The following is a 24,427-nucleotide window of genomic DNA, read 5'->3' as shown; positions in this document are numbered from 1 at the left end:
AAGTATTGGGGTAATGTTAAAGATATTGTAAAAGAGAAATAATTCTCTTTTTTATTCACCATTAACTTTTACATTTCCATCATTATCAATAATTAAATTAGGTTCTTGTCTATTTAAATTTCAACGATAAACTGATTTAAAATAATTATCATTTTTATTTTTTCAATAATGGAAATAAAACTCTTTTCCTTCAAAATTATTTTTTTACTATGTATTCCAAAATACCCATTAACTCTATACATTAAACTATAATCATCTTTATAACCTCTAATAATTATTGTATCGTATGTATTATTATTAAATTTAGTTAAATATCAACTATCATTTTTATTACCGCGTCATACTACATAATATCATTTATTATCCACTTGATTAAATGGTTTTTCTTGTGTTGCTATTCATTCTAAATTGTTTTTAATATTTTCATCAATTGTATTTATTTGGTTTTCTATTTTTAATTTTGCTAATTCTTCGTGTGTATATTCTTGTGGTGTATTACAAGCAACTAAACTGGTTGTACTTGTTCCAATTAAAGTGATTGCTCCTATGATACTTAATATTTTTTTTATATTTTAATTCCACTATACTATAGCTGCTATTAATTCTGGTTCTGTCATTTTTCAAATTGATGAAAAAATACTAATAGCTTTTTCGCAAAATAATTGAAAAACATCTTTATGTATTAATACGCTACCGTTTTTTATTTGATTAAATAAAATATTAAAAATTTGTTCCCCTGTCATTGAAATTTCTGTAGTTTGATCTGGAATAAATTCATCTTCACTGTCTCTTCATGGATCTCTAACATAATAAGTATCTTCAAATATATTTTCTTTATTTGGTTTGATTCCAACAATTAATGCAGAGTGCATATAGTTATCACTTTCACTATCATATTCTTCATCAAATTCTTCATCAAATAAACCACCAAATATAACAGGAGCTTGTCTAGAAAGAGATTCCCATATTAAATGTCTTATCCACATTACTTTTTCTATTTCATTTAATTTATTTCAAAATAATCGATTTAATTCAATAATCTTTAAATTATATCCCAAACTTTCCTTAATTATCGGCTTTGAGTTTAATAGTTTAATCATTTCTGAGTCTGTAACACCATCATTTGCATTGTTTGAAAATAAACTTGCAATTTCTTCTTGTTTCATTTTTCTAAGATCTTTATTATTAAGAATATTATTATCAAATATATTTTTTAAAACTGCAATAGTACATCATGAATCAGTTATTTGAAATTCCATTGGTTTTTTCATACTAGTTTTTCTTAAATCAATTAACACATCTTCTAATATTGGATATGTTATTTCTTGTCTTTTAACTCTATTTAAATTTTTTAAATTATTTGTTTGTAAATAACTAATTTCATTATTTTCTAATTTAGTTTCTTCTTTTTGATAAGGACTAGCGGCAATTGTTGTTGGTACAGCAGTTCCACTAATTGTTAATACACTTAATAAACTAAGTAATTTTTTCATACTTGTTTTTCTCCTTTTCTTAATATTGAAACTTTTTATCAAGATCTATTGACATTATATATATATAAGCGCTTTTAAATATATTTTAGAAAGGAGATGAATTATAATGGTTATTATTTTGATTATATTGTACTAAATCTGGGATCGCGGTGATTTCCATAAGTTTTGTGAAAAATGCCTTAAAATTTAAAAAAATTTTGCCGCGCTTTTCAAATACTTGGGAAAAATTCTAAGCGTTAAGCAAAGAATTTTATAAAGGTTCCCAAATTTGTTTGAAAGAACCTCAAAAGTTTTTTTAACTTGTAAGTCATTTTGTCACAAAAATTTAAGAAAATCAACCGCTCACCCAAAACCTCAAAAAACTATAAATTAACTTTCTATATAAAAGAAAGCATTTTTTAAAATGGATAAAACAAAGCATCATTTTACTTTTAAAGAAAGAGTAATGTTAAAAGATTTATTAGAACTTGATTCTTTAAAAAGAAAAAATGGTAAATCCAATATATCTAAAATAGCAAAAATATTGCATAAAAATCGCAATACAATTAGACGAGAAATAAAAAGGTTAAAAGATAATGAATATGATGCTAAATTAGCACACGAAGATTATTTACAAAAACGACAAAAATGTTTTAAAAAATGATCATTATTGCTAAATATTTTAGAATGACTAGATGAAAAATATAACAAATTTCATGATTCACCAGAACAAATCTGTAAAAAATATGAAAAAGAGTTTGGTGTTAAATTTTCCATATGTTTTAAAACTTTATATAAATATATTCATTTAGGATTTTTAAATTTTTAAAAAAATAATTTGTATTTTTACAGTAGAAAATATAAAACAAAAAATAGGATTGATAATCGCGGAAAATAAGAAATTTTAAAACTATTGAAGAAGCAAAACATAATAAATATGAATTTGGTTGATATCAAATGGACACTATGGTTGGTAAAAATAATAGTGTTTGTTTAGTTTTAATCGAAGAATTAACCCAATTTAAAATTATTGAAGCATTAAAAAACAACAAAAGAAGTTACAAACACAGATTTTTAAAAGATAGATGTAAAGGAATAATAACAGACCGCGGGAAAGAATTTGCTGATTGAGAAAAAATTGAAAAAATAACAAATGCTAAAGTATATTTTTGTGATGCTGGAACTCCAACACAAAAACCCAAAGTTGAAAGAGCAATTCGCGATTTTAGACATTGATTTTCCAAAGGAATTGATTTAAGTATTTATTCAAGAAATTATTATCAAGAAGTTGCTAATATAATATACTCTAAACTTAAAAAATCTTTACATTGACTATCTTCAAAAGAAGTTTTTATACAAATGTTTAATTTTTAATATAATTACCTATAAAAATTTTAATCATTTTATTTTTCAGTCTGCCAAAATTCATAAATTTAAAACAAAACTACTAAATTTTTTTAAAATAAACTATATTGAACATTTATTTTATTGATGTTATAATGATAACAAATAAACTGCTACACTTCATAGTACAATTTACAAGAAAAAACATTTTTTCATGCTTGGGGACTAAAAGGGTCAATAACTGTTAAAGTATCTGGTTCTTCTTTTTCTCTCATTTTTCGATCAATTTTATAATAACTATTATTTGACATTTTAATTCATTCAATAATATCTTTTACTTCAGTTAATTCTTCATAAAAGTCAATAATAAATCAATCATAAAATTTATAAGTAACTAAATCACCAACTGTATTGGCATGCTGTGCTAATTTATTTGTTAATTCAGCAAAATATGCTCGTTTTGTTTGATAGGTTTCCAATAATTCAATAATATTTTTAATATCTTTATATTCTTCAGCAATATTTTTAATCTGATAATGTCCATCGCAGTCTAAAACAAAATTCATAATTCGACGTTGATGTAAAACTTCATCCTGTGCTTGAACTTGGAAATAATGGCTAAAACCAGGAAACCCTAACTTATCAGCGGCTGAACTTAAATTATAGTAAAAGAATTGCATTTTAATGTGTTCATCAATATAATCTTGTAAATCTTTTTCAATGTCGTTTGTTAACATAATTTTTCCTCTCTTTCTATTATTATTGTACACTCTTAAAAGTTAATTATTCTCATTTTAATTTAAAAGCAATTTTTTTATTAAAGTAATAAAATTGATTTTCTTTAAATTGGAATTTTGATATTTCATTTTTTTTTGCTTTTGGATTAATTTTTAATTCATCAAAAGCAATTAAATCATTCAAATCAAGATCAAAAATTGTTGTTTTTTGTTCATTAATATGAGGATAAAATTGATACCACCTCGTTTTAATTTCATTTGCCTTTTCAGGAGTATGAATAATAGCATTTAATAATAATCCCAATTGTTTTTTCGTTAAGGTAAAATAATTATTGTCATCAGGTTTTGATAAGATTAATGTTGTTTGTTGTAAAATTTTACTTAAATTAAATTTAAAAGTTTGATTAAGAACTAATTCATTAATAAATTTATTATTTGTTCCTGGTAAAGCAACTATTTTAAAACTATAATTAATAACTTCGTGCTTGCTTGCTTCTTGTTCATTTGTTTTAACATATTTTAATTCAAAATATTTTTCAAAAGGTTCACCTTGATATCCTAAGAATTCCATAACTTTTGTCTTAATGACTACTGGTAATTTATTAACATAATTATCTTCGCCAATAATGATATTATTATTTAAATATTTTTCAAATTTTCATGTTTGCAAACTATGAAAATCAACATATTCTTTTTCATACATAAATCCATTTTTGCGGAATTTTTTCGGCGCTCCTCATTGCGCATAAATTGCTAATCCTAAACCAATTAGGGCAATTAAAATTAAGACCGTATAATCTAGCGTACGATGATTTTTAATAAATAAACTTGTGTCATCATCACGTTGTGTTTCTAAAATAAAACGAATCAAATTTCATAAAAAGAAATAAAAACCAGTTTGCACCCCGCTACGTGTGATTGCATAACGCCCCGTATTATTTAATTTTGTTAATGCAGCACTATCATTATGTCATCATTTTTTAATTCTATTGGTAAAACCAGTTTGTTCTTTTGAACTATCTATTTGCCCACTTTTTTTAGCCATTTCATCTAATTGCTTTTGGTTTGGTACATAGTTAAAATATGCTTTATCCCAAACTTCTTTTCAAGTCATTTTATCAGGTTTAAGATATTTTCGATTAAAAAAATGAATAAAATTATATTTTAAATCAAAAGGATATTCTTTAGGGTCTTTTTTCCATGGTTTTTTACTAAATAATTGTCCAGCAACAGGAATAAAAAAAGTAATAAATAATCATGCTAAGAAATTAAAGAATGATTCATATAAAAAGATCGGTTGGCTAAAGACAATTTCACCAAGGTTATTTGTTTGTGGTGATAAACCATCTCACTGCCATAAGTTATCCCGAATAAAAGCTGGTAATCAACGTAATGAATCATATGAAGTAACACTTCCTAATAATTCATGATTAAAAAAATTACCTCAACGACCTAATACTTGTCCTAATAAAATGTTTGGAATAATACAATCCGTATAAACTCAAAGTGAAACTTTTGCTTTTCGACCAACAATGCCAAAAACAATTAAGCCAATAATTGTTCCGAACAAAACACCACCATGAATACTCATCCCAGCTTTTCAAAACGCAAATAAAGACAAAAATGGAACATCACCTGGTTTTAAAATTCAAGGATCATTAACATCATTATTAAATTTTCCAAAAAAACTTGCTCCAAATAATGAAAATGGAATAATAGCAAAAATTGATCAAATTAATGGTTCAATCGAAACCTTTTTTAATTTTAGTCGAATAAAACAGGCTAAAACCGAACAAATCATTCCTATTGTAATAAAAACAGCATACATATGAATTCATCCGCCATATGTTGCCAAAATATTATGTGATGTATTACTTGGTGTAATTCATTCTGGATTTGGTGGTACGCTTGTTAATAATAAACTGTTCATTTATTTTTTCACTCCTTAAGTGTTTTTATTTTCTAAATTATAAAACAATGCATAATTATTATATACCAAGTTCAAATAAAAAAGTCTATTTATTTTTAGGACTTAATTGTAATCTTACTTTTTTTAAATTATAATTTACCTAAAACAATATTACTTTTTTAGAAAGCTATGTGAAATAACAAATGACTAGCACTGCGTTATCAGAAACAGCAGTTAATAAAATTAAAGCACTTCACCAAGAACATATACAAAATCATTATCAAAAAATTACTAGTTTTTGACGTAAATCAATCATTATTGATGTTATTTTCAGTTCATTAATCTTAATTTTTACTACTGCTTTATTTATTGGTATTATTCTTACTTTTATTGCTAATAATAATGACCCTGCACTTACATTTTATTTAATATACTTACCTTTACCGCTGTTAGTAATAACAATTATTGTTTATATGTTGATTAAAGCCGGTGCTATTAGTATTAGTCTTTTTCTTAATCGATTAGATTATAATGAATATTACCGAATTGCAATTGCTGATCTTTGAAAAGATGAAGTTATTTTAGATGAAATAAGTAATAATTTTAAGATTATCCCAGAACCCAATTTCACTAGTTTTAGTAAAAATCCAAAAAAAAATAATTTATTAGAACAAAGTTTAATTCGCGTTAGTAGCTTAGAAGAAAAAATTGATAATAAAGTTATCAATGGCACAATAAAAAAAATACCTTTTCATTAGGTATTATTACGGTTCGTAAAACAATGGTTTTTTAAAAAACATTAATTTTTTGTCTTTTTATTGGTTTAATTGTTTTAGCATCGCTTTCTAATAGTAAATCAAAAGGCCAAAAAACATCAAATAGTATTGCAAATGGAATTAATATCACCTATTTATTATTATGAATCGAAATGAAGCGTTCTGAAAATTACTTTTTCTTTGCAGCTACTTTACCAAAAAACCTTGAAATTGAAGCCAATATTGTGCCACACCAAAGTAAATTTAAAAAATTTATTTTAAATAATAAAGAAATTGAATTAGAAGGAACAGAATTTCCTAATCTTTTTGATACTAATACAACAGACCCTATAAAATTACGTAAAATTTTAACCCCAAAAGCAATGGCTAATTTAATCGATAATAGTAACAAATATCAAGAAGTTTTATCAATGTCATTTGTTAATGATAAATTTACTCTTTTATTAGATAAATACTTCTATAGCACAAAATCCCACGATCAAAACCAAATTTGAAAACCAATAATTGCAAGAAATAGAAATATCCAAAATTGTATTGATGACTTAATTGCTAAAATTGAACTAGATTTATTTCATTTAAAAAGGATTTGATTATTTAAATGGTTTTGACATTAAATAATCAAACACAAGAACTTGATAAGGATTAATTTTTTTATCAAAAGTTGAGTAATTGTTATACATCGTTTTTTCAGGCAATAAATTATCTGGCATTGGAATTGTTTGCGCAGATAAATTAATTAATACTAAAAATTTGTTTTGTTTATAATAACGATAAAAGCTTAATATTAGTGGATTAATTTCAACAAATTTAATCTCGCCATAACTAAAGGCAAGATTATTTTTGTAAAATTGAATTAACATTTGATAAGCTTTAAAAATTGATTGTGGACTATGATAATCTTTTTCTCAATTAATTTTTAAATAATTCATATTAACATCAATTCATGGTTTATGTGTACTAAACCCAGCAAATTGCTGATTATTTCATTGCATTGGAGTACGAGCATTATCGCGTGAACGTGCACTTAATACTTTTAAAATAGCATCTGGTTGTTCTCCTTCATTTTGAAGAATGTGATAATAATTAATTGATTCAACATCTTTTAACTGTTCAATCTTGGTATAATTATTATTTTCCATGCCAAATTCTTCTCCTTGATAAAGATATGGCGTTCCTCGTAGTAACAAGACAACAGCTGCTAAAGCTGTAGCTGATTCAAAACGATAATTTTCCGGATCACCAAAGCGTGATAATGCGCGTGGTTGATCATGATTATTTAAAAAATTAGCTAACTAATCACCTGCTGCTTGCACCGGGCTCTGTCATTCCTTAATTTTTGTTACTAGTTTAGCCGGTTCATAGGGCGCTAATTTTCATTTTTCATTATTTAAATAATCAATTTTTAAATGATGGAAAGTAAAAGCCATATTTAATTCTTGGGCCACTGGCTTTGTATATAAAATTGCTTGTTTTATTGATGTTGATGATAACTCACCAACAGTAATAATATCATTTGTTTTCAAATAAGTATTTTGAGCAATTTCTTGTAAATATGTATGAACTTGTGGTGTGTCAGTATAATATTTCCGACCATCACCAGTTAAATCATTTTCAAAAGTATTTGGTTTACCAATTAAATTAATAACATCAAATCGTAACCCTCGAACTCCTTTTTGTAATCAATAGTTAACAATTTGATAAAATATCTTGGCGTAGACTTTCATTCGTTCAATTTAAATCAGCTTGTGTTTTATCAAATAAATGTAAATAAAACATTTTTAATTTATCATGATATTCTCATACTGAACCACCAAACTTACTTTGCCAATTATTTGGGCAATTTGCTTTGTTACCAGGAAGAAAGAAAAATCGTTGCAAATAATCTGGATTTCCTGTCTGTGCTTTTTGAAATCATTCATGTTTTGTTGAGCAATGATTAAAAATCATATCCATCATAATAAAAATGTTCCGTTTTTTTGCTTCTGTAACTAGCATTTCAAAATCATCCATTGTTCCAAAAAGCGGATTAATATTTTTGTAATCTGAAACATCATAACCATTATCTTTTTGTGGTGATACATAATAAATTGGATTTAATCATAAATAATTAACTCCTAGCATTGCTAAATAATCTAATTTTTGAATAATTCCTTGTAAATCACCAACACCATCATGATTGCTGTCATAAAACGATTGTGGGTGAATTTCATACACAATCGCTTCTTGAAAATTTATTTTATTCATTGATAATCTCCTTTATCGTTTCACTAATTAAACTTGTCCCCTTAACTTGTAATATTTCATCTCGTAATTTTGTAAAACGTGGAAATTTTTCTAAAAATCATGTTAAGGCCATTGTTACGCTCATTGTTAGTAATGCACTAAGAATAAATCACGTATACCCCGTACCAATAAATGTTTGAACACCTTGTATTTGACTAAATGATTGAATTGATAAAATTCCTAATCATTCCCCATTTCCAATTCCATTTGAAGTTACGCCTGCAACGGTTAATAACATTGCGCCACTTGCTGAACCAACAATTGCTGCTAAGAATGGATACAGAAAGCGTAAATTAATTTCATATAATGCTGGCTCAGTTACTCCCAATCAAGCCGACGTTGTGGCAGAAATTCCAATTTCTTTTATTTTTGGGTCCTTTCGGTTATTAACTGAAATTGCACTTCCAATGATATAGAAAGTCAAATGTTGGTGCCACATCAAAAATTCATAATGAATTATTAGCACCTTAATAATCCAAAGAACTGGCGAACCTCCCATTTTGGCAAATATTGATCAACAAATTGTAACTGGAATATATCAAAAGACAGCTTGGGCTTGAATTCACAAAAAATCATCTAACCCTTTAGCAAATCCTGAAATACTTACCAATGAAGTTCCTTCCCCATTTCAATTTGCTTCTAAAATGTTACGAAATCTCAAAATTAATCCCCTGCTATTAAGGCTGGGACTATAATACACATTTTTTAAAATATAAACTTATTTTAAGTTGGCTGTATGTATTATTTAAGGGTTTTAATTAATATCTTAGAAATTGTAGAATAAAAATATCACTTACTTATCTAAGTTATATTACTTTTAATTTTATTGTCAACAATATTTTAACATTTTTTAAATTTTTCCACGACAAAAATACATGTTTATTAAAGTTATTTAATTTATTAGATAAAATTAATAAAAATATAAGTTTGGTTGTAAATTATTATTTACAAAATTATTAACTGAATAATTAATTCTATTTTCTTCTAATGGTTCATTAGTATTAAATAAATTAATTTTATTTTTAAAATTTATCATACTAGTATTTAATTTATTTTTAAGAGTTTTTTCATGATAAGTTGCTTTTTTAACCAAAACACCTTTACAGTAATGTGATATATCACCCTCAATATGACAACCAATATTATTTCATAATGTTTGATTTCTGACACCTTCTTCATTATTTTTAATTAATTTAATTGTCTCTTTTAAGAATTTCATTTTTGATTCTTTTATAAAAGAAGCACTGTTTTCTAAACATTCTAATAATTCTTCATATTTACCATTAAAAAATAATCGACTGCTTTATGGTATGTTTCTCTGTTTTCTTTGTTTTTACTTTGATAAGGATATAATTTTTTAAATCTACTTGTAAGGTAAAATTTATCTATCGTATAATGTACTTTATTTTTAGGAAAATATTCTTGAATAAATTTTGCCATATTTTTAATTCAAGATGCACCATCTCCTAATACCATAAATTCAATATTGTCATTAATATCATAATAACTTGTAATTAATGTAAGTAATTTACTAACAAAATTAATTAATTTACTATTTTTTTTAATATATTCTGGAATATTATCTAGTTCTATAACTCCTAATTTATTTGCAATTACAGGTCTTTTTTTAGTTGATTTTGTTTTATCAAAACCAATATGAATAAGTTCCATCAATTTAAATATATAAAGTATGAGGTACCTTTATTTTTTTATCAGTTTTATTAATATAATATTCTTTATCAATTTTTGCATTTTTCATAATAAATGATAATATTTTTTCTTTAACAGAATTATCTATTCTTTGTCATTTTTTAATTCCTAAAAGTTTATAATTTTTAAAAATTCATTTATCACAATCTTCTAAACTTTGTTGAATAATTTCAATACTTTGTATATGTTAATAAATTAATAAAATTCTTTTAAAAATTGTTACCAACATTTATCATTTTTATACCCTCTTTTCTATAGTTTAGGACTTTAGCACAAAAATAATGAAAATGCAAAAAAAAGATATTATTTTTTATTTATTGTGTTATAAATAAAGTGTTAATTATTAGCAAATTAATTTAACTGAAAAAAGTAAAATAATTTACTTTTTTTATTTTGATGTAAAATATAGATAATAAAAAAAGAACCAAGTTGGTCTTTTGTTATATTTTCAGGATTAATTACTCTTTTATTTAATCATATTGTTTAAATAATAGCAATTTTAATATGCAAAAAGGAGTAAAAAATGAAAGAATTTAATCCAAAAACATCAAGTTTGGTAACTTTTTATCGTAAAATATAGCAATTTTGAGAAAATAAATCACCTAATAAACTCTATACTTTGAATGATTTAACCAATGAATTCAACCTTTCTCGCAAGTGAAGATATGATACTTATACGAGCGAAAAGATAGTTCCTTTGCTTGAAAAACAAGTTGATAAAATTGAAAGTGAAATAATTAACTTTATGATGAAATCACCAGATGGTGCTAAATTATATTGGCAACGAGCATTTAATTATAAATATTCACTACAAGAAAAAGAACTTGAAAAAGAATTAAACTTAAATAATCAACAACCAATAATTGTTAATTTACAAACGTATATTAGAGATATTAAAAAAGAAAGTGATAATAATTCTTAATCATTTTACTTATTTGTTAGAAATTCCTTATTGGTTATTACAAAATAGTAGTATTGGTAATAAATATCCATTTGCTAAAAAATATGAGTTAGTTAATGAAATTAATCAAATTGGGACACGATATAGTGGTAAGACTATTTCAAATATAAAAATGTTTGGTGAATTATTAAAAATTAGTTTATTAATTAAAGAACCAATTTGTATTATTGCTAGTATGTATTGGAGTAAAGATTTAAAAGATAGTGTATTCCAAAATATATGAAATATGTTAGATGAAAATAATATACCTTATACTATTAATTTATCAAATTTTACTTTTACTTTATCAAATGGTAGCAAAATATATTGTAAAGGTTTACATTCACCAAGTTGGAAAGAAAAATTAAAAGCTTTTGCTGATTTGAATAAATATAAATTAGTTATTGATTGAAGAGAAGAATGTGATGAATTTCAACAAAAAGATTTAAGTGATTTAGAATTTGCTATTCGTGGTTATCAAAATAAAATAACAATTAATACATGTAATCCTGAAAGTTTAAAAAGATATATTGTTGGTTATTGTAATGAATTAATGCCTTTTGATGAAGAAATAATGCGTAGTAAATATGAGCAAATTAAGTATATTGAAAAATGAAATATGAAAATTATTATTCATTATTCTAGTTGAAGATTAAATTATGAATTACCACAAGATAAAGTTAATGAACAATTAAGATTAGAACAGTTAGATATTGAAAGAGCAAGAGTATGGAGTTGAGGTTTACCAGACAATACTAGTGGGTCAATATTTGCAAGATATATTGATATTATGCAAGCAACAGATATTATTCAACCAACTAAATTATTAGGTGGTGTTGATTTAGCAAACTCTACTAGTCCTAAGGGACATACAACAGCAGCGAGTTTTTGAATATATAATTCATTTGATAAAAAAGCATATAAAGTAGCAGAATATACACACTCAAATGCTGCACAACAATTTAAAGGATCATTAGAACAAGTAAAAGATATTTTAGAGTTTTACAACAATCAATTAAATCAATATTTTAATTTAATACAGCAAGGTATATCAATCAATGTTGATGATAGTGCTTATGCAACATTAGAAAGTTTAAACCGAGAAAAATATAATTATTCCTTTCGTCAATATATTCATTTTAAACCAGCACAAAAGCAGAAATTTAAAATAAAGCATCGTATTGAAGCATTCACAATGTTAATAAATACTAATCAATTAAAATGATTATGAGAAAAATGTCCTGTAAGTAAAACTCAATATGAATTAATTCAATGAGAAGATAAACCAGATGCCAGAGAAGAACGAATATTGGACTTATACGATGATACATTTGATAGTAATTTTTATGCTTTACACTTTGAATTAGTACCAATGGTTAAACATAATAGTTCAGCAGATTATAAATTATGACAACAAAGGGAGTGATTAACTTAATGAAAAAAGATATTTATGTAATACATGATGAGCGTGTAATAAATGCCAAAAGACCTTATATGTCTGTTTGTGGACAAGTTAAAAAAAGACTTTGTCAAGAATTAAAAAAAGATAATATTGCAATATGTAATTTAAATTTATATAACGAATATATTAAGAAATATCAAAAAGTTAAAGTATGTGTACAAGTTTTATCAAATGAACCAAATTTATTAACAGTAAATATAATTAATTATGCACTTATCTTAAATTTAAAGGAGAAAAATAACAATGAATAATACTTTCCCTAGTTTACCAAACTTAAATGATATTAATAGTGTTTTAAAATTTTATAATTATGATTGAACTATTAATTTAGCAAATATTATCGCTTGTCATCAAATGCGATTAATAAATGGTAAAGATATTTTATTTAAGTCGCATCGTAAAGATATTTTAGAAAAATTAAATTGATGATATGAAACTTATAAAATAAAAGAAAAATTAGATAAAAATGAATTAACAGCAAGTTTAATGGGTAAAACTATCTTTGGTTTATTAGAAACTAGTGATGGAAATATTGATTTATGAATTAACCCTTTTAACTTTACATCACGCGTAAGTAAAATAAACGAAATTGAACAAGGTGCTGATATTTGATTAAATTATCATCAATCAGATAGTGGTTTTATTTTAAATTTAATTTGTACCAAAGATAAAATAGTTATTAAAGGTTGACCTAAAAATAATGAAGTAGTTGTTGGTCAAAGTAAAACACAAATTAAAGATGATGTTAGACCTGTTTTAGTTCAAGAATTTAAAAATAAATTAGGTATAGTGCCCTTTTGAGAAATGATAAATGAACCTAATCCTTTATTTTTATCAACATCAACAACTTTAAAACCATGACCTACAATGGCAAATTGTTATAAATTACAATTTGATTTAGAAGATAGTTTTAATATTAAATCAAAAGAAAAATGAGCAAATCGTACGCATTGATATGGGATATTAGATGATGATTTAATGACTGCTTATAACAAAGGCAATAAAAAAGTATTACAAGATGCTTTTAATGATATTTTTATTCAATCAGGTCAATCAGCCGTAGATGGTCAATTATCCCAATCTTTACAAGTAGTACAAGGGGCACCAACCTTAGAAACATATACACAAGATCAAAAAGCAATTATTGAACAAGTATATATAGCATGTAATTTTTCTAGCCCTTTTGGTGATGCCTCAGATAGTGAAGAAAATAAAACCCAATCATTAATAAAAAAACAAAAGACTTAGAAAAACAAGCATATTTACAAGCATATGGTAAACAATATTATACTAAAATGTTTGATACTGTCTTAAAATATTATGGTTTATGAGATGAAAATGGTGAACGCCCTTATGGTTTTGATTTTGTTAGTGCTAGTTTAGTAGATCAAATGCGACAAAATGAATTAATTACTACTAGATTAGATAATTGAACAATGGAGCCAATAAGAGCGATAACTGAATATGATAATGTTGATGAATTAGAAGCAATCAAATATTATGAAAAAATTGAAAAATACTGAGATAAAAGGCATGTCCAAGAGATAAAACATAATAATAAATTAATGGAATATGATGAAACTGGTAATAATCAAAATGCCGTACAAGGTAAAACAGAAATAAAGGAGAATTAACAAATGCAAAAAATTAGTCCAGCAGCTATGCAATGATTAAGAACAGGAGCAGGTGCTACTGCAATAGATATAAGAGAAAGTATAAAAGAAGATAGACATTGAATGGTATTTCCTTTTAATGTTTATAGTTCATATATTCCTGAAACTGAAACAGGTTGAAAACCTAATAATGCTAAACCAAGTGATTATGGTAGTTATTCACGAATATTTGATAATATGGAAAGTACGATTGCTCAATGACAAGGTAGTTTAAAAATAGTCCAAAAATATAAAGGTGAAGAAATTAATATTTTAACGATTGATGATTTTAAAAATCAATCAATTAACTCAACTATATGAGCCAATAATGAAACATCTTTTGCTATAAAATTAAAAGATGAAAATAATAATGTTTATTGAAAATTAATTGATGGTAAAAATATTTATGATATTAATAGAATGTTAGAATACTTAAATCAATATAAATTAAGTTATTTTATGAATAATGATAATAAAGCCGATAACTTTTATACAAAAGAGGTAAAAGTTGGTAAATATTGAGATGCTTATATGGTTGATGATGTAAGTTCTATTAAATTTGGTGATGCTAAATTTGAACAAGTATTTACTCAACAATCAACAGAACGACAATATACTTTATTAATTTTAGATGAAGATATTACTAAATTAAATATTAATGATTATTATAATATTTATCAAATGTTATTAATTATTATTCCGTAGAAGATGGTGATTTCTTATGACAAGAAATTACCTTTTCAAGTATTAATGACAAAATTAGTAATAGTGGTTTATCAGTAAGACAATTTATTCAAACAAGTGCCCCAGGTAAAGGTTATTGTTTTCCAAAAATAACTTATGATGAAAAACTAAATAAAGGTATTGTTGAATTAGATGAGATTTTATTAAAAGACCCAGGGGTTAGAGCAGTGGCAGTTAAATTTTATGGTAATCCAATCTTTTTTGATATGCCAGTTATAGGAAGATCAATTATTAAATGTGAATTTAATAAAAAAGTAATGAATTCAAGAGATTTATTAATGTATAACATGTTTCCTGCACCACCTGATAAAATAAATACTTATGCTTCACCCGAAGTAAGTTGATATAACATTCAAGGAATACTACCAACTATTATTACTGGATATAAAGATTGAAAAGAACATATTCAATCAATGTCTGATTTTTGAATTGAAAAAAATAATGAGGGTATGATAATAACAGATAAAGCAAGTTCAACAGCAACTAATCCAACTGTTGGAACAACTATTAAGGAAGAAAATTCAAATTCTAAGCCTTATTGGTCTAAAAATTGAATGATTACTCCACCAGATAAAGTAAAAGTAAATAGTGGAACTATTAATAACATTATTAGTACCCAAGCATCATCATATTTTAGAAGAAAAGATGAATTTGGTAATACTGTTGGTCAAGTTCAAATTGAATATAATAAAATGGGTGCATGTAATGTTTGAGATATCTTAAATATGAATAATTTTATTAATCGTCAAATTACAGTATTACCTTTAAACTATACGCAAAAATTAGTATTTAATCCTTTTACGATACCTGCTATTGGAAAGTTTTTAATCTTTGTTTCGTTTGGTATTCCTTGGGACTGAATTGGTAATTTAACAATTACACAAGATGATAAATGACCTAATTTCCCGTGACTTAATGGGGTTTTATGAGTTCTAATGTTTATAGTTTTTATAACGATGCCTTTTGAGGTGATAAGCGCTGGTAAAGGTTATTTACCATTTGAAATATTTAGAGAACAAGAAAATGATAAAATTGGTTCTATGATTGGTGCTAATGCTATTAGTTTTAGTTTTACTACTTTATTAACTGATAAAATACAAGGTAATGTTTTAGAAAAAAATGGTAAACCAACTGAACGAATAACTTATTCAACTTACAATTTAAAACAATTAAACCCTAAAACTAATCGCATATATTTAATTAATGAATTAGTAAGATCAGTAGATGCTCAAACACCAGTTAGTGATAGTGAAAAAGATAATGATTGTGAATTCTTACAAACACCTGATGGGAGAAATTGTAGTTATATTATTGATATGTTTTCAATACAAGCATTATATAAAGGTAATTTTGAAATTATCTTTTATGCAGATAACCCATATACAAATAATGAAGAAGATTATTTACGCTTATCAGTATGGAGTTTTCGTCGTAAAACAAAAAGCGTATTAAATAATTATTTACGAGATATGACAACGAATTATAAAACTAGTTTCTTATTACCACATGATTATGAAATACCAACATTTAATTACCCACAATATGTTCTTCCACCAGTCCCATATAACTATAAACCATATACCAAAGATATTATAGCTGCTGGTGTAATACAACCGTTATTAACAAAAATTACTGCGCAACCACAATGCAAAATAACTGATACTCAAATAGCAACTATGTTTATGGTTAATATATTTGATGATACAGAAGAATATACAGGTTATTATGAAACTGAAATTGATTTAAAACAAATTGATCCCACAATTCAAAGTATAGAAAAATTTATTAGTTCTTATAAAACAATAGAAATAAGTAATCTTAATAATTTACAAGTTGAATGTGGATTACCAAATATAGAAAATTTTATTCCTAATAGAAATATTAATATATTTGGCGGAACTGATGATTGTAGCAATAATTTATTTTCATTAAAAAATATAACTTTAAAAAATATTGGTTTATCACAAACTGATAAAATTAATTTTGATAATACAATAAGTTTATATACTGATAATATAAAAATAAATGATATCAAAACAAAACATGCTACTGGTGTTGCTAATGGGTTACCTTTAAAAGGGTATTCCACCATATATGAAACATCAACTATTAATAGTGTAAAATTTTTATTACAAACAACATATTTACCTAAATATGGAGTTAATAATAAAATCAGGGAAACATATTTACAAGCGTATTATACAAATAATATGAAATTAAAAATTAGATTTCCAAAAGTAATATTGCCACTTTTACAGTTTTATTATATGGATGCTTATAGAAAACGAAAATATTTTGGTAATGATAAAGATATTACATTAGATATTAATAATCCAAATGTATTGGGTATTAAAAATAATAGTAATAATGCTGTTAAAATTACATTTAAACCAAGATAAAAATATAAAAAGAGATTTTTAAAAATCTCTTTTTATATTACCATCTTCATCAATATTTAAATTAGGTAATTTCTGTTCTTCACCATTTCAACGATAAACTGATTTAAAATAAGTGCCATTATCTTCTAATCAATAGTAATAAAAAGATGGTTTAAAAACAACTAAATCATATGGAAAAATTGATATACTTTCACTTACCCCCCTTTTTTCCTATTTTTAAACTTATATTATTTTCAATATATTTAGTATTATGTAAGTAATCAGAATGCTTAAATTTAACAATTTTTCAATTATCTCTTTTATCACCACGCCATACTACATAATAATATTTATTATCTACATTATTAAATGGTTTTTCTTGTGGTGTTATTCATTCTAGGTTATCTCTGATTTCTTGGTTTTTAGTATCTATTTTTTTCTTTTCTTTAAGTTCTTTTAATTTTTCTGGTGAATATTTATCTTGTGTTGTATTACAAGCAACTAAACTTGTTGTACTTGTTCCAATTAAAGTGATTGTTCCTAAAATAGTTAATATTTTTTTCATATTTTAATTCCACTATACTATAGCTGCTATTAATTCTGGTTCTGTCATTTCTCAAATTGATGAAAAAATACTAATAGCTTTTTTACAAAATAATTGAAAAACATCTTCATGTATTAATACGCTACCGTTTTCTATTTGATTAAATAAAATATTAAAAATTTGTTCCCCCGTCATTGAAATTTCTGTAGTTTGATCTGAAATAAATTCATCTTCACTGTCTCTTCATGGATCTCTAACATAATAAGTATCTTCAAATATATTTTCTTTATTTGGTTTGATTCCAACAATTAATGCAGAGTGCATATAGATATCACTTTGACTATCATATTCTTCATCAAATTCTTCATCAAATAAACCATGAAATATAACAGGAGCTTGTCTAGAAAGAGATTCCCATATTAAATGTCTTATCCACATTACTTTTTCTATTTCATTTAATTTATTTCAAAATAATTGATTTAATTCAATAAGCTTTAAATTATATCCCAAACTTTCCTTAATTATCGGGTTTGAGTTTAATAGTTTAATCATTTCTGAGTCTGTAACACCATCATTTGTATTTTCTGGAAAAAAACTTGCAATTTCTTCTTGTTCCATTTCTCTAATATCTTTATTATTAAGAATATTATTATCAAATATATTTTTTAAAACTGCAATAGTACATCATGAATCAGTTTTTTGAAATTGCATTGATTTTTTCATGCTAGTTTTTCTTAAATCAATTAACACATCTTCTAATATTGGATATGTTATTTCTTGTCTTTTAACTCTATTTAAATTTTTTAAATTATTTGTTTGTAAATAACTAATTTTATTATTTTCTAATTTAGTTTGTTCTTTTTGATAAGGACTAGCGGCAATTGTTGTTGGTACAGCAGTTCCACTAATTGTTAATACACTTAATAAACTAAGTAATTTTTTCATACTTGTTTTTCTCCTTTTCTTTATCTTGAAACCTTTTATCAAGATTTACCAGTATTTTATATATATACAAGCAAAATTAGCGCTTATTTTAATAAATTTATCTTGTTAAATAACCCTTATTACGCGTTTTAAGGGCTAAATTAGCAATAAAATATATTAAGTTTATTTATTTATTTTTTTTTTTTTTTTGTATTAAAGTATTGTATTGGTAAAATAGTATGATATTATTATTTTAGTTAAATAAAAAAGAGAATAACCCTACATCATTCTTGCCTTATGTTATATACTAATAAATAATTATTTCAATTTCATTATAACACTTTTATATTATTTGTTTAGTATTTGTATACAAAATATATTGTAATTGTGAACTATTGGTATAGAGAGGTTTATAAAATGGCACTTACAAAAGAACAATTAATAGAACAAGGCTTAAGTGAAGAGATTGCAGAAAATATATTAAATCAGTTTAATAATGAAGCAAAGCAAATTAGAGAAAGTGTGCAAAAATGCGAAGATGTTATATCAAAAGAAGACTTTATTAAATTATCTAATGAATTTGTTTGTTGAAGAACAACCATCAGTTTCACCAACTAATTTTATTAAAGATATGATTGAAAAATCAACTGAAAATAAGAATGATAAAATTGAAACTATTAAAGAAAAAGGAGCATATACTCCTGATGAAATTAAAAAATTAACTGATTATACACTTAAAAACCTTAGATAATAAGGGAGTGAAATATTATGGCAACAATTAATTTGCCACAAGTACCTTTTACATTAGAAGGTAATACAACAGGGCAAAAGGCTTATGTTGATATGGTTAATGCTTTATTGCGTGGACCTTTATATAAAGAATATGCAAGTATTATGCAATATGCAACAGCAACAGCAGAACAAGTTGCTTGATTACCTAATGCTGGTCAAGCATTATATAATTTAACTCATCGTGTGGTATGACAAGATGATTATTCATTGCCAAATGGTGGTACAACTCAAACAATGGGATTAACAAGAATTCCAGTACCTATTGATAAAAGATTTAATTTAAAATTAATGAATAAAGCTTTTTACTTAGCATTAATAGAACAAAATATTAAAAATGGTATTATTGCTGATGCTATTTCTAGTGTTGTACAGAATAAATTTGTTAATTTAGAATGTAAATTAATTCAGGCTATTTATGATTATTGTTTAGCAGATGGTCAATATGAAGTAATTCCATTTCGTAGTTATACAGCTGAAAATGCTGATGATGCAAATAAAGCATTCTTTACATTAAATGAAACTTTGATTGAATTAACAAATCAAATTAGTAATTTATATTTTGGTTTAACAACAGATAAAATGTTTATGGTTTTAGGTCGAAGATCATATTTAGGATTAACACCTGCCTATTTAAAAGTAATTGGTTCACAAGCACAATTAAAATCGATGGTTAATGATGAATTATATCAAAATACAGCAATGGGTATTCCAGTATCAAAAAGCTTTCATTTAAAAAAAACATATACAAAAGGACAAGTTAACCGAGATAAAGGTTATAATTTTACCAATGTAAATGGTTTAATTATTAATAAACAAGTATGAGCATATCCAATTAATATGGATACTATTCAACAAGTTTTAGATAATAATACTGCTAACTCTAAATGAATTGGTAAAGTACAATATGCAACACCAACAATTTTATATTCAAAAACATGTAAAATTATTTTGGAAAAACAACCAAGCCAAGATGAAATTACTGCCGCTAAAAGTAATCTAAATAAAACTTTTAGAGTTCCAGTTGATTATCTAATTTCAGCATCAAAACCAGAATCAAAACCAAATAATCAAGGTTAATATAAAATGAATTTACTAATATTACGCGTTTTAACTTTATTAGTATCTAATTTAAAAAATAAACCTTTAATAAGTAAATTTGTAAATTTAATTAATAGAGTTAATCAAGTTAAAAATAAAATATTAAAGCCAATTAATTATATTAGTGATAAATATAATAAAATTACAAATAAAGTTGAAGATATTTATCAGTGATTAAATCCATTTACTTATTTAGATTTAATTAAAAAAGGTCATAAAAAAGAAATACAACAAATATTAAGTCAATTAGAAAAAGATAATAATATTAAAAATAGAGAACAATTTAAAAATGAAAATTATTTAAATACTAATTGACAACCTTTAAATAGTAGTTGACTTGATAGTGGTATGTTTAATATAACTAATAAATTAACTTTAACAAATAATTTAACTATTTTAATATATACAAAAACAGCAAAAAATCCGAAATTTTATGGTCCATATGTTTATCCTAGTGTTCCGGTTGAAATTTGAAAATTATTAAGTAATGCTGTATCTAATGCAGGATCTTTATTTTGGCGTTATTGATTAAGAAAATGATTACCTAGTCATTTAAGAAATTATATTAAAAAGCGATTACCACAAGCATTAAAAGAAAAATATCCCAAAGGAACTACTAAATTAACATTACCAACAGTTCAAAAATTAAATCAAATTAAAAAGTTTATTAATAATTTAAAGATTGGACATTTTAATTTTAATTTTGCTGGTGAAATTAATAATAAAAAATGGTATCGTGAACGCCGAAGTGATGTTAAAAATATTAAGAATTTATATAAAACACAAGTTAAAAATATGTTTTACAAAACTAATCAAACTATTAAAACAATTAAGAAAACAAAAACAAGAGTTAATAGTTATAAGCCAAGTAATTTAAAAAATAAATATCGTAATCAATTAAGAGGTGTTTTATATTGAAAATAATTTAAGTAATTTGTTATTTATAACAGTTGAAGATGTTAAAGAAAGTAAACTTTGACAACCTATTAATGATAGAAAACAATCTGCTTATAATGATAATTTAATTTATAATGCTATTTTAAAAACTAGTTTATGAATGTATAGATTATCAGGTGGGACAATTTCCGATAAAATTAATAAAAAAGATTTATTTCCATGAGTAAAAAAAGATAATACTGGTTTAATTGAATATGATAAATGATTAAGTTATATTCAATCTGCTTGTTTATTAGCAGTTATAAATTGATATTTACCAAAAGGAGTTAATGATTTAACTGGTAGTGCTTCATTTTTACAAGGTGGAGTTGCTTATTCACAAACTAATGACCCTGAAGCAAATGAAAATATTACCAGAGATGTTAAAAATGCTTTAAAATTAGCCGGTGAAATAATTGATATTATATCTAGTAAAACAGTATCTAGACCATATAATTATAGTTTAGATAATTATGCTCATCCATGAGAAGAAGAATATAAGCATATTAGTAAAAAAACTTTTTATCCAACATTATTATTTTGATTTAAAAAACGATTACAAACAGATAATTCAATAAATTTTTTTATCCAACTGTTAATGATTTTTCTAAAATTGATTATAATGAACATATTAAAATTACTGTTCCGTTTGATAATGACACTATTTATTATGAAAATAATGTTTGAAAAGCAAAACAAAGTGGTAAAATTCCATCAGATGTTATTAAAGATAGTGATTTAAATAAAGATTATATTGAAAAAGTTGATGGTAAATATATTGTAAAAACATCACAAGATCTAAAAAGTAATTATTATAATAAAAATGCAGTTGATAATTTTTTAGGAAATAAACAAGATAAATTAATAAGTGGAACAAATATTAAAACTATTAATGGTAATTCATTATTAGGTAGTGGTGATATATCTATTAGTAGTGGTGATATATCTATTAGTAGTGGTGATATATCTATTAGTAGTGGTGATATATCTATTAGTAGTGGCAATGATTGAGAATTAATTAATTATCCAGAAGCAAACAAAAAATTAACATTTAAAATTCCAGATTATGATTTAACAAAATATTACTATAAAATATCAATTTCAATAACAGACTATTCATCTGCTAATAAATTTGTAACACATTATTTTGAAACAATATCACAAAAATCAATTTTTTCATTTTTAGCAGCTAATTCTTATGAAAGCATAACAATTAAGCAAGATGGATCAATTAAAAATGAAACAAATAATATTGTTATTAAAGATTTAACAATTAAAAGAAAATTAATAAATAATAGCGAATTAATATCAGATGAACCACATTCTATTTATAATCGTGATATGGATATTGATTTACCAAAAGAAACATCGGATTCTTATGATATAGTGATAAGAAAAAAATAATGCAACAACTATTAATGAATTAAATTTAATTGAAAAACATCCAATATGAAGAATTATTTTAAATAATAGAAATGATATTAAAGAATTATTTAATAAAAAATGATTAGAATTAAATAAAAATGAATAAAAAATTAAATGAGGTAAATATTTATGAAACAAGATAAAACAACTTGATTAAAGGGTGCCTTACCTTGAAATTGATTTAAAAAAGACCCTATTCCGACTTATAATTGAACTCATAAAGATATTAGAGAATGAGAAAGAAAATATAAAATTCGTAGTTGAATAGTTAGTTTTTATACATTAATATTTTTAGTATTAAATTGTTGATTAGAATATGGAATGATTAATGCAATAAAAGATAATATTAATTGATATAATTATGGTCAATATTGAGGTAATGGAATTGATATTTTACTAACACCTTTATTTACACACGGAATTCAAGGTATATTTGTTGCTAGTAGTAAACCCAAAGTAGACATGAAAATTGATATACTAAGATTAAAAATATCTAAAATGGGATTAGTATTTACAATATTACCTTTAATTATCATTTGAATTGATAAATCAAAATGAAAAAAAGACCATTTACGACATTGTTTGAACTGCCGTATTAATCCGCGTGTCGTTCAACCACGAATAGCAAAACAATGAAATAATTTAGATGGTATAACAAAAGAAAAATTAAAAAATATACAAAATGAAAATATTAAAAAACAAAAACAAGAAGAAAATAAACAAGAATTAAATATAAACAATAATAATTAAATTTTATTAAAATAGACTATATATAGGGGCGGTTGATATTTTTGGGTGGTTATATAGTTTAATTTATAAATTATTTTGTTCTGAAAGGATAGATGGTTACTGTTTGAGCCTAGGCTTATCTGCTAAAAAAATTAAAAAATATAAAGCAGAAATTAGAGAATTAAGAACTGCTGTTATTGCCCACGAAAAACATTTACGAGGATCTGATTATGCAACAGAATTAGCACTTAAAACAGGTCAAATTAAAAATGTTAAAAAACAAGTTAAAGTAAACAACAAAAAACAAGAACAAAAAGATGCTATTAGACAACTAACAAATAGTATTTAAAAAAATAACCTTAATTGGTTATTTTTTTTTTTTTTTTTTTTTTTTTTTCTTTATTGTGTTTTATATAAAAATTAATAAGATGTTCAATTCGTTGTGAATAAGTAAAGTCATTAAATTCATTTCAAACTTTTTTTTCATTTTCATTTAAGTAAATATTAACATTACGAATTAATTTAAAATAATATTTTCCTGTTTTTTGATTAAATGAATGTTTCATAATATT

Annotated in this window: 26 protein-coding genes and 3 pseudogenes; 17 read left to right on the top strand and 12 right to left on the bottom strand. The window is 24.3% G+C overall.

All coding sequences use genetic code 4. The features are described from left to right. Window positions 1-113: 113 nt before the first annotated feature. The 3 genes and pseudogenes from ACZ91P_RS05945 to ACZ91P_RS05935 form a co-directional block, all read right to left on the bottom strand. Complete coding sequence (locus ACZ91P_RS05945; RefSeq protein ID WP_465158453.1) at window positions 114-368, bottom strand: hypothetical protein; 255 nt, start codon at window positions 366-368, stop codon at window positions 114-116. A gap of 135 nt (window positions 369-503) precedes the next feature. Then, a pseudogene (locus tag ACZ91P_RS05940) lies at window positions 504-560 on the bottom strand (hypothetical protein); the annotation flags it as partial. Window positions 561-581: 21 nt separating this feature from the next. Next, on the bottom strand, window positions 582-1,493 hold the full coding sequence (locus ACZ91P_RS05935) for a hypothetical protein (RefSeq protein WP_465158452.1): 912 nt from the start codon (window positions 1,491-1,493) through the stop codon (window positions 582-584). 403 nt (window positions 1,494-1,896) lie between these two features. Between ACZ91P_RS05935 and ACZ91P_RS05930 the strand changes: the two are divergent. Then, window positions 1,897-2,846 (top strand): annotated as a pseudogene (locus tag ACZ91P_RS05930) (IS30 family transposase). Window positions 2,847-2,989: 143 nt separating this feature from the next. Here the strand turns inward: ACZ91P_RS05930 and ACZ91P_RS05925 are convergent. Then, the gene (locus tag ACZ91P_RS05925) at window positions 2,990-3,553 is read right to left on the bottom strand and encodes a ferritin (protein WP_465158451.1); all 564 of its coding nucleotides are present in this window, start codon (window positions 3,551-3,553) and stop codon (window positions 2,990-2,992) included. A 46-nt stretch (window positions 3,554-3,599) separates the two neighbouring features. Continuing rightward, window positions 3,600-5,483, bottom strand: coding sequence for a prolipoprotein diacylglyceryl transferase family protein (locus tag ACZ91P_RS05920; protein ID WP_465158450.1), 1,884 nt, complete (start codon window positions 5,481-5,483; stop codon window positions 3,600-3,602). A gap of 182 nt (window positions 5,484-5,665) precedes the next feature. On the opposite strand from ACZ91P_RS05920, the gene ACZ91P_RS05915 reads away from it, so the two are divergent. Both ACZ91P_RS05915 and ACZ91P_RS05910 read left to right on the top strand, forming a co-directional pair. Continuing rightward, window positions 5,666-6,220 (top strand): hypothetical protein, encoded by a 555-nt coding sequence (locus tag ACZ91P_RS05915; RefSeq protein WP_465158449.1) that lies wholly within the window; start codon window positions 5,666-5,668, stop codon window positions 6,218-6,220. 170 nt (window positions 6,221-6,390) lie between these two features. Continuing rightward, the gene (locus ACZ91P_RS05910) at window positions 6,391-6,852 is read left to right on the top strand and encodes a DUF3137 domain-containing protein (RefSeq protein WP_465158448.1); all 462 of its coding nucleotides are present in this window, start codon (window positions 6,391-6,393) and stop codon (window positions 6,850-6,852) included. Here the strand turns inward: ACZ91P_RS05910 and ACZ91P_RS05905 are convergent. The 4 genes and pseudogenes from ACZ91P_RS05905 to ACZ91P_RS05890 all read right to left on the bottom strand — a co-directional run bounded on the left by ACZ91P_RS05905 (window position 6,829) and on the right by ACZ91P_RS05890 (window position 10,192). After that, a pseudogene (locus ACZ91P_RS05905) lies at window positions 6,829-8,482 on the bottom strand (alpha,alpha-phosphotrehalase). The gene ACZ91P_RS05910 and the pseudogene ACZ91P_RS05905 overlap by 24 nt on opposite strands. Beyond that, window positions 8,475-9,182 carry a hypothetical protein gene (locus ACZ91P_RS05900; RefSeq protein WP_465158447.1) on the bottom strand — a complete coding sequence of 236 codons (708 nt, stop codon included), beginning with the start codon at window positions 9,180-9,182 and terminating at the stop codon, window positions 8,475-8,477. Before ACZ91P_RS05900 ends, ACZ91P_RS05905 begins: the two are co-directional and overlap by 8 nt. A gap of 249 nt (window positions 9,183-9,431) precedes the next feature. Next, on the bottom strand, window positions 9,432-9,740 hold the full coding sequence (locus tag ACZ91P_RS05895) for a hypothetical protein (protein WP_465158446.1): 309 nt from the start codon (window positions 9,738-9,740) through the stop codon (window positions 9,432-9,434). 41 nt (window positions 9,741-9,781) lie between these two features. Continuing rightward, window positions 9,782-10,192, bottom strand: coding sequence for a hypothetical protein (locus tag ACZ91P_RS05890; protein ID WP_465158445.1), 411 nt, complete (start codon window positions 10,190-10,192; stop codon window positions 9,782-9,784). Between the two features lie 658 nt (window positions 10,193-10,850). Between ACZ91P_RS05890 and ACZ91P_RS05885 the strand changes: the two genes are divergently transcribed. The 7 genes from ACZ91P_RS05885 (at window position 10,851) to ACZ91P_RS05855 (ending at window position 17,428) form a co-directional block, all read left to right on the top strand. Then, the gene (locus ACZ91P_RS05885) at window positions 10,851-11,153 is read left to right on the top strand and encodes a hypothetical protein (protein WP_465158444.1); all 303 of its coding nucleotides are present in this window, start codon (window positions 10,851-10,853) and stop codon (window positions 11,151-11,153) included. Further along, window positions 11,137-12,606, top strand: coding sequence for a PBSX family phage terminase large subunit (locus ACZ91P_RS05880; RefSeq protein ID WP_465158443.1), 1,470 nt, complete (start codon window positions 11,137-11,139; stop codon window positions 12,604-12,606). The genes ACZ91P_RS05885 and ACZ91P_RS05880 overlap by 17 nt, the downstream gene beginning before the upstream one ends. After that, complete coding sequence (locus ACZ91P_RS05875) at window positions 12,579-12,884, top strand: hypothetical protein (protein WP_465158442.1); 306 nt, start codon at window positions 12,579-12,581, stop codon at window positions 12,882-12,884. Before ACZ91P_RS05880 ends, ACZ91P_RS05875 begins: the two co-directional genes overlap by 28 nt. Beyond that, a complete protein-coding gene (locus ACZ91P_RS05870) occupies window positions 12,877-13,881 on the top strand; it encodes a hypothetical protein (RefSeq protein ID WP_465158441.1) in 1,005 nt (334 codons plus the stop codon). The genes ACZ91P_RS05875 and ACZ91P_RS05870 overlap by 8 nt, the downstream gene beginning before the upstream one ends. A gap of 47 nt (window positions 13,882-13,928) precedes the next feature. Next, a complete protein-coding gene (locus ACZ91P_RS05865; RefSeq protein ID WP_465158440.1) occupies window positions 13,929-14,267 on the top strand; it encodes a hypothetical protein in 339 nt (112 codons plus the stop codon). 3 nt (window positions 14,268-14,270) lie between these two features. Then, on the top strand, window positions 14,271-14,990 hold the full coding sequence (locus tag ACZ91P_RS05860; RefSeq protein ID WP_465158439.1) for a hypothetical protein: 720 nt from the start codon (window positions 14,271-14,273) through the stop codon (window positions 14,988-14,990). Between the two features lie 206 nt (window positions 14,991-15,196). Beyond that, a complete protein-coding gene (locus tag ACZ91P_RS05855; protein ID WP_465158438.1) occupies window positions 15,197-17,428 on the top strand; it encodes a hypothetical protein in 2,232 nt (743 codons plus the stop codon). Window positions 17,429-17,579: 151 nt separating this feature from the next. On the opposite strand, the gene ACZ91P_RS05850 is transcribed toward ACZ91P_RS05855, so the two are convergent. Together ACZ91P_RS05850 and ACZ91P_RS05845 are read right to left on the bottom strand one after the other, a co-directional pair. Beyond that, window positions 17,580-17,972 (bottom strand): lipoprotein, encoded by a 393-nt coding sequence (locus tag ACZ91P_RS05850; protein ID WP_465158437.1) that lies wholly within the window; start codon window positions 17,970-17,972, stop codon window positions 17,580-17,582. Between the two features lie 12 nt (window positions 17,973-17,984). Further along, entirely contained in the window at window positions 17,985-18,896 is a 912-nt protein-coding gene (locus ACZ91P_RS05845) for a hypothetical protein (RefSeq protein WP_465158436.1), read from the bottom strand. Window positions 18,897-19,292: 396 nt separating this feature from the next. Here ACZ91P_RS05845 and ACZ91P_RS05840 point away from each other — a divergent pair, with 396 nt between their 5' ends. The 7 genes from ACZ91P_RS05840 (at window position 19,293) to ACZ91P_RS05810 (ending at window position 24,204) form a co-directional block, all read left to right on the top strand. Then, a complete protein-coding gene (locus ACZ91P_RS05840; protein WP_465158435.1) occupies window positions 19,293-19,493 on the top strand; it encodes a hypothetical protein in 201 nt (66 codons plus the stop codon). Continuing rightward, the gene (locus tag ACZ91P_RS05835; protein ID WP_465158434.1) at window positions 19,450-19,626 is read left to right on the top strand and encodes a hypothetical protein; all 177 of its coding nucleotides are present in this window, start codon (window positions 19,450-19,452) and stop codon (window positions 19,624-19,626) included. The genes ACZ91P_RS05840 and ACZ91P_RS05835 overlap by 44 nt, the downstream gene beginning before the upstream one ends. Before the next feature lie 17 nt (window positions 19,627-19,643). Beyond that, on the top strand, window positions 19,644-20,744 hold the full coding sequence (locus tag ACZ91P_RS05830) for a hypothetical protein (RefSeq protein ID WP_465158433.1): 1,101 nt from the start codon (window positions 19,644-19,646) through the stop codon (window positions 20,742-20,744). 6 nt (window positions 20,745-20,750) lie between these two features. After that, window positions 20,751-21,689, top strand: a complete 939-nt coding sequence (locus ACZ91P_RS05825) for a hypothetical protein (RefSeq protein ID WP_465158432.1) — start codon at window positions 20,751-20,753, stop codon at window positions 21,687-21,689. A 10-nt stretch (window positions 21,690-21,699) separates the two neighbouring features. Next, window positions 21,700-22,443: a hypothetical protein gene (locus ACZ91P_RS05820; RefSeq protein WP_465158431.1), complete on the top strand. Its 744-nt coding sequence runs from the start codon at window positions 21,700-21,702 to the stop codon at window positions 22,441-22,443. A gap of 812 nt (window positions 22,444-23,255) precedes the next feature. Further along, window positions 23,256-23,876: a hypothetical protein gene (locus ACZ91P_RS05815; protein WP_465158430.1), complete on the top strand. Its 621-nt coding sequence runs from the start codon at window positions 23,256-23,258 to the stop codon at window positions 23,874-23,876. Window positions 23,877-23,979: 103 nt separating this feature from the next. Beyond that, window positions 23,980-24,204: a hypothetical protein gene (locus tag ACZ91P_RS05810; RefSeq protein WP_465158429.1), complete on the top strand. Its 225-nt coding sequence runs from the start codon at window positions 23,980-23,982 to the stop codon at window positions 24,202-24,204. A gap of 10 nt (window positions 24,205-24,214) precedes the next feature. On the opposite strand, the gene ACZ91P_RS05805 is transcribed toward ACZ91P_RS05810, so the two are convergent. Beyond that, window positions 24,215-24,421, bottom strand: coding sequence for a hypothetical protein (locus ACZ91P_RS05805; RefSeq protein WP_465158428.1), 207 nt, complete (start codon window positions 24,419-24,421; stop codon window positions 24,215-24,217). Window positions 24,422-24,427 lie beyond the last annotated feature (6 nt).

It is taken from the genome of Spiroplasma endosymbiont of Halictus nicosiae, assembly GCF_978018445.1.
This window is presented reverse-complemented; position numbering and strand designations above follow the sequence as displayed.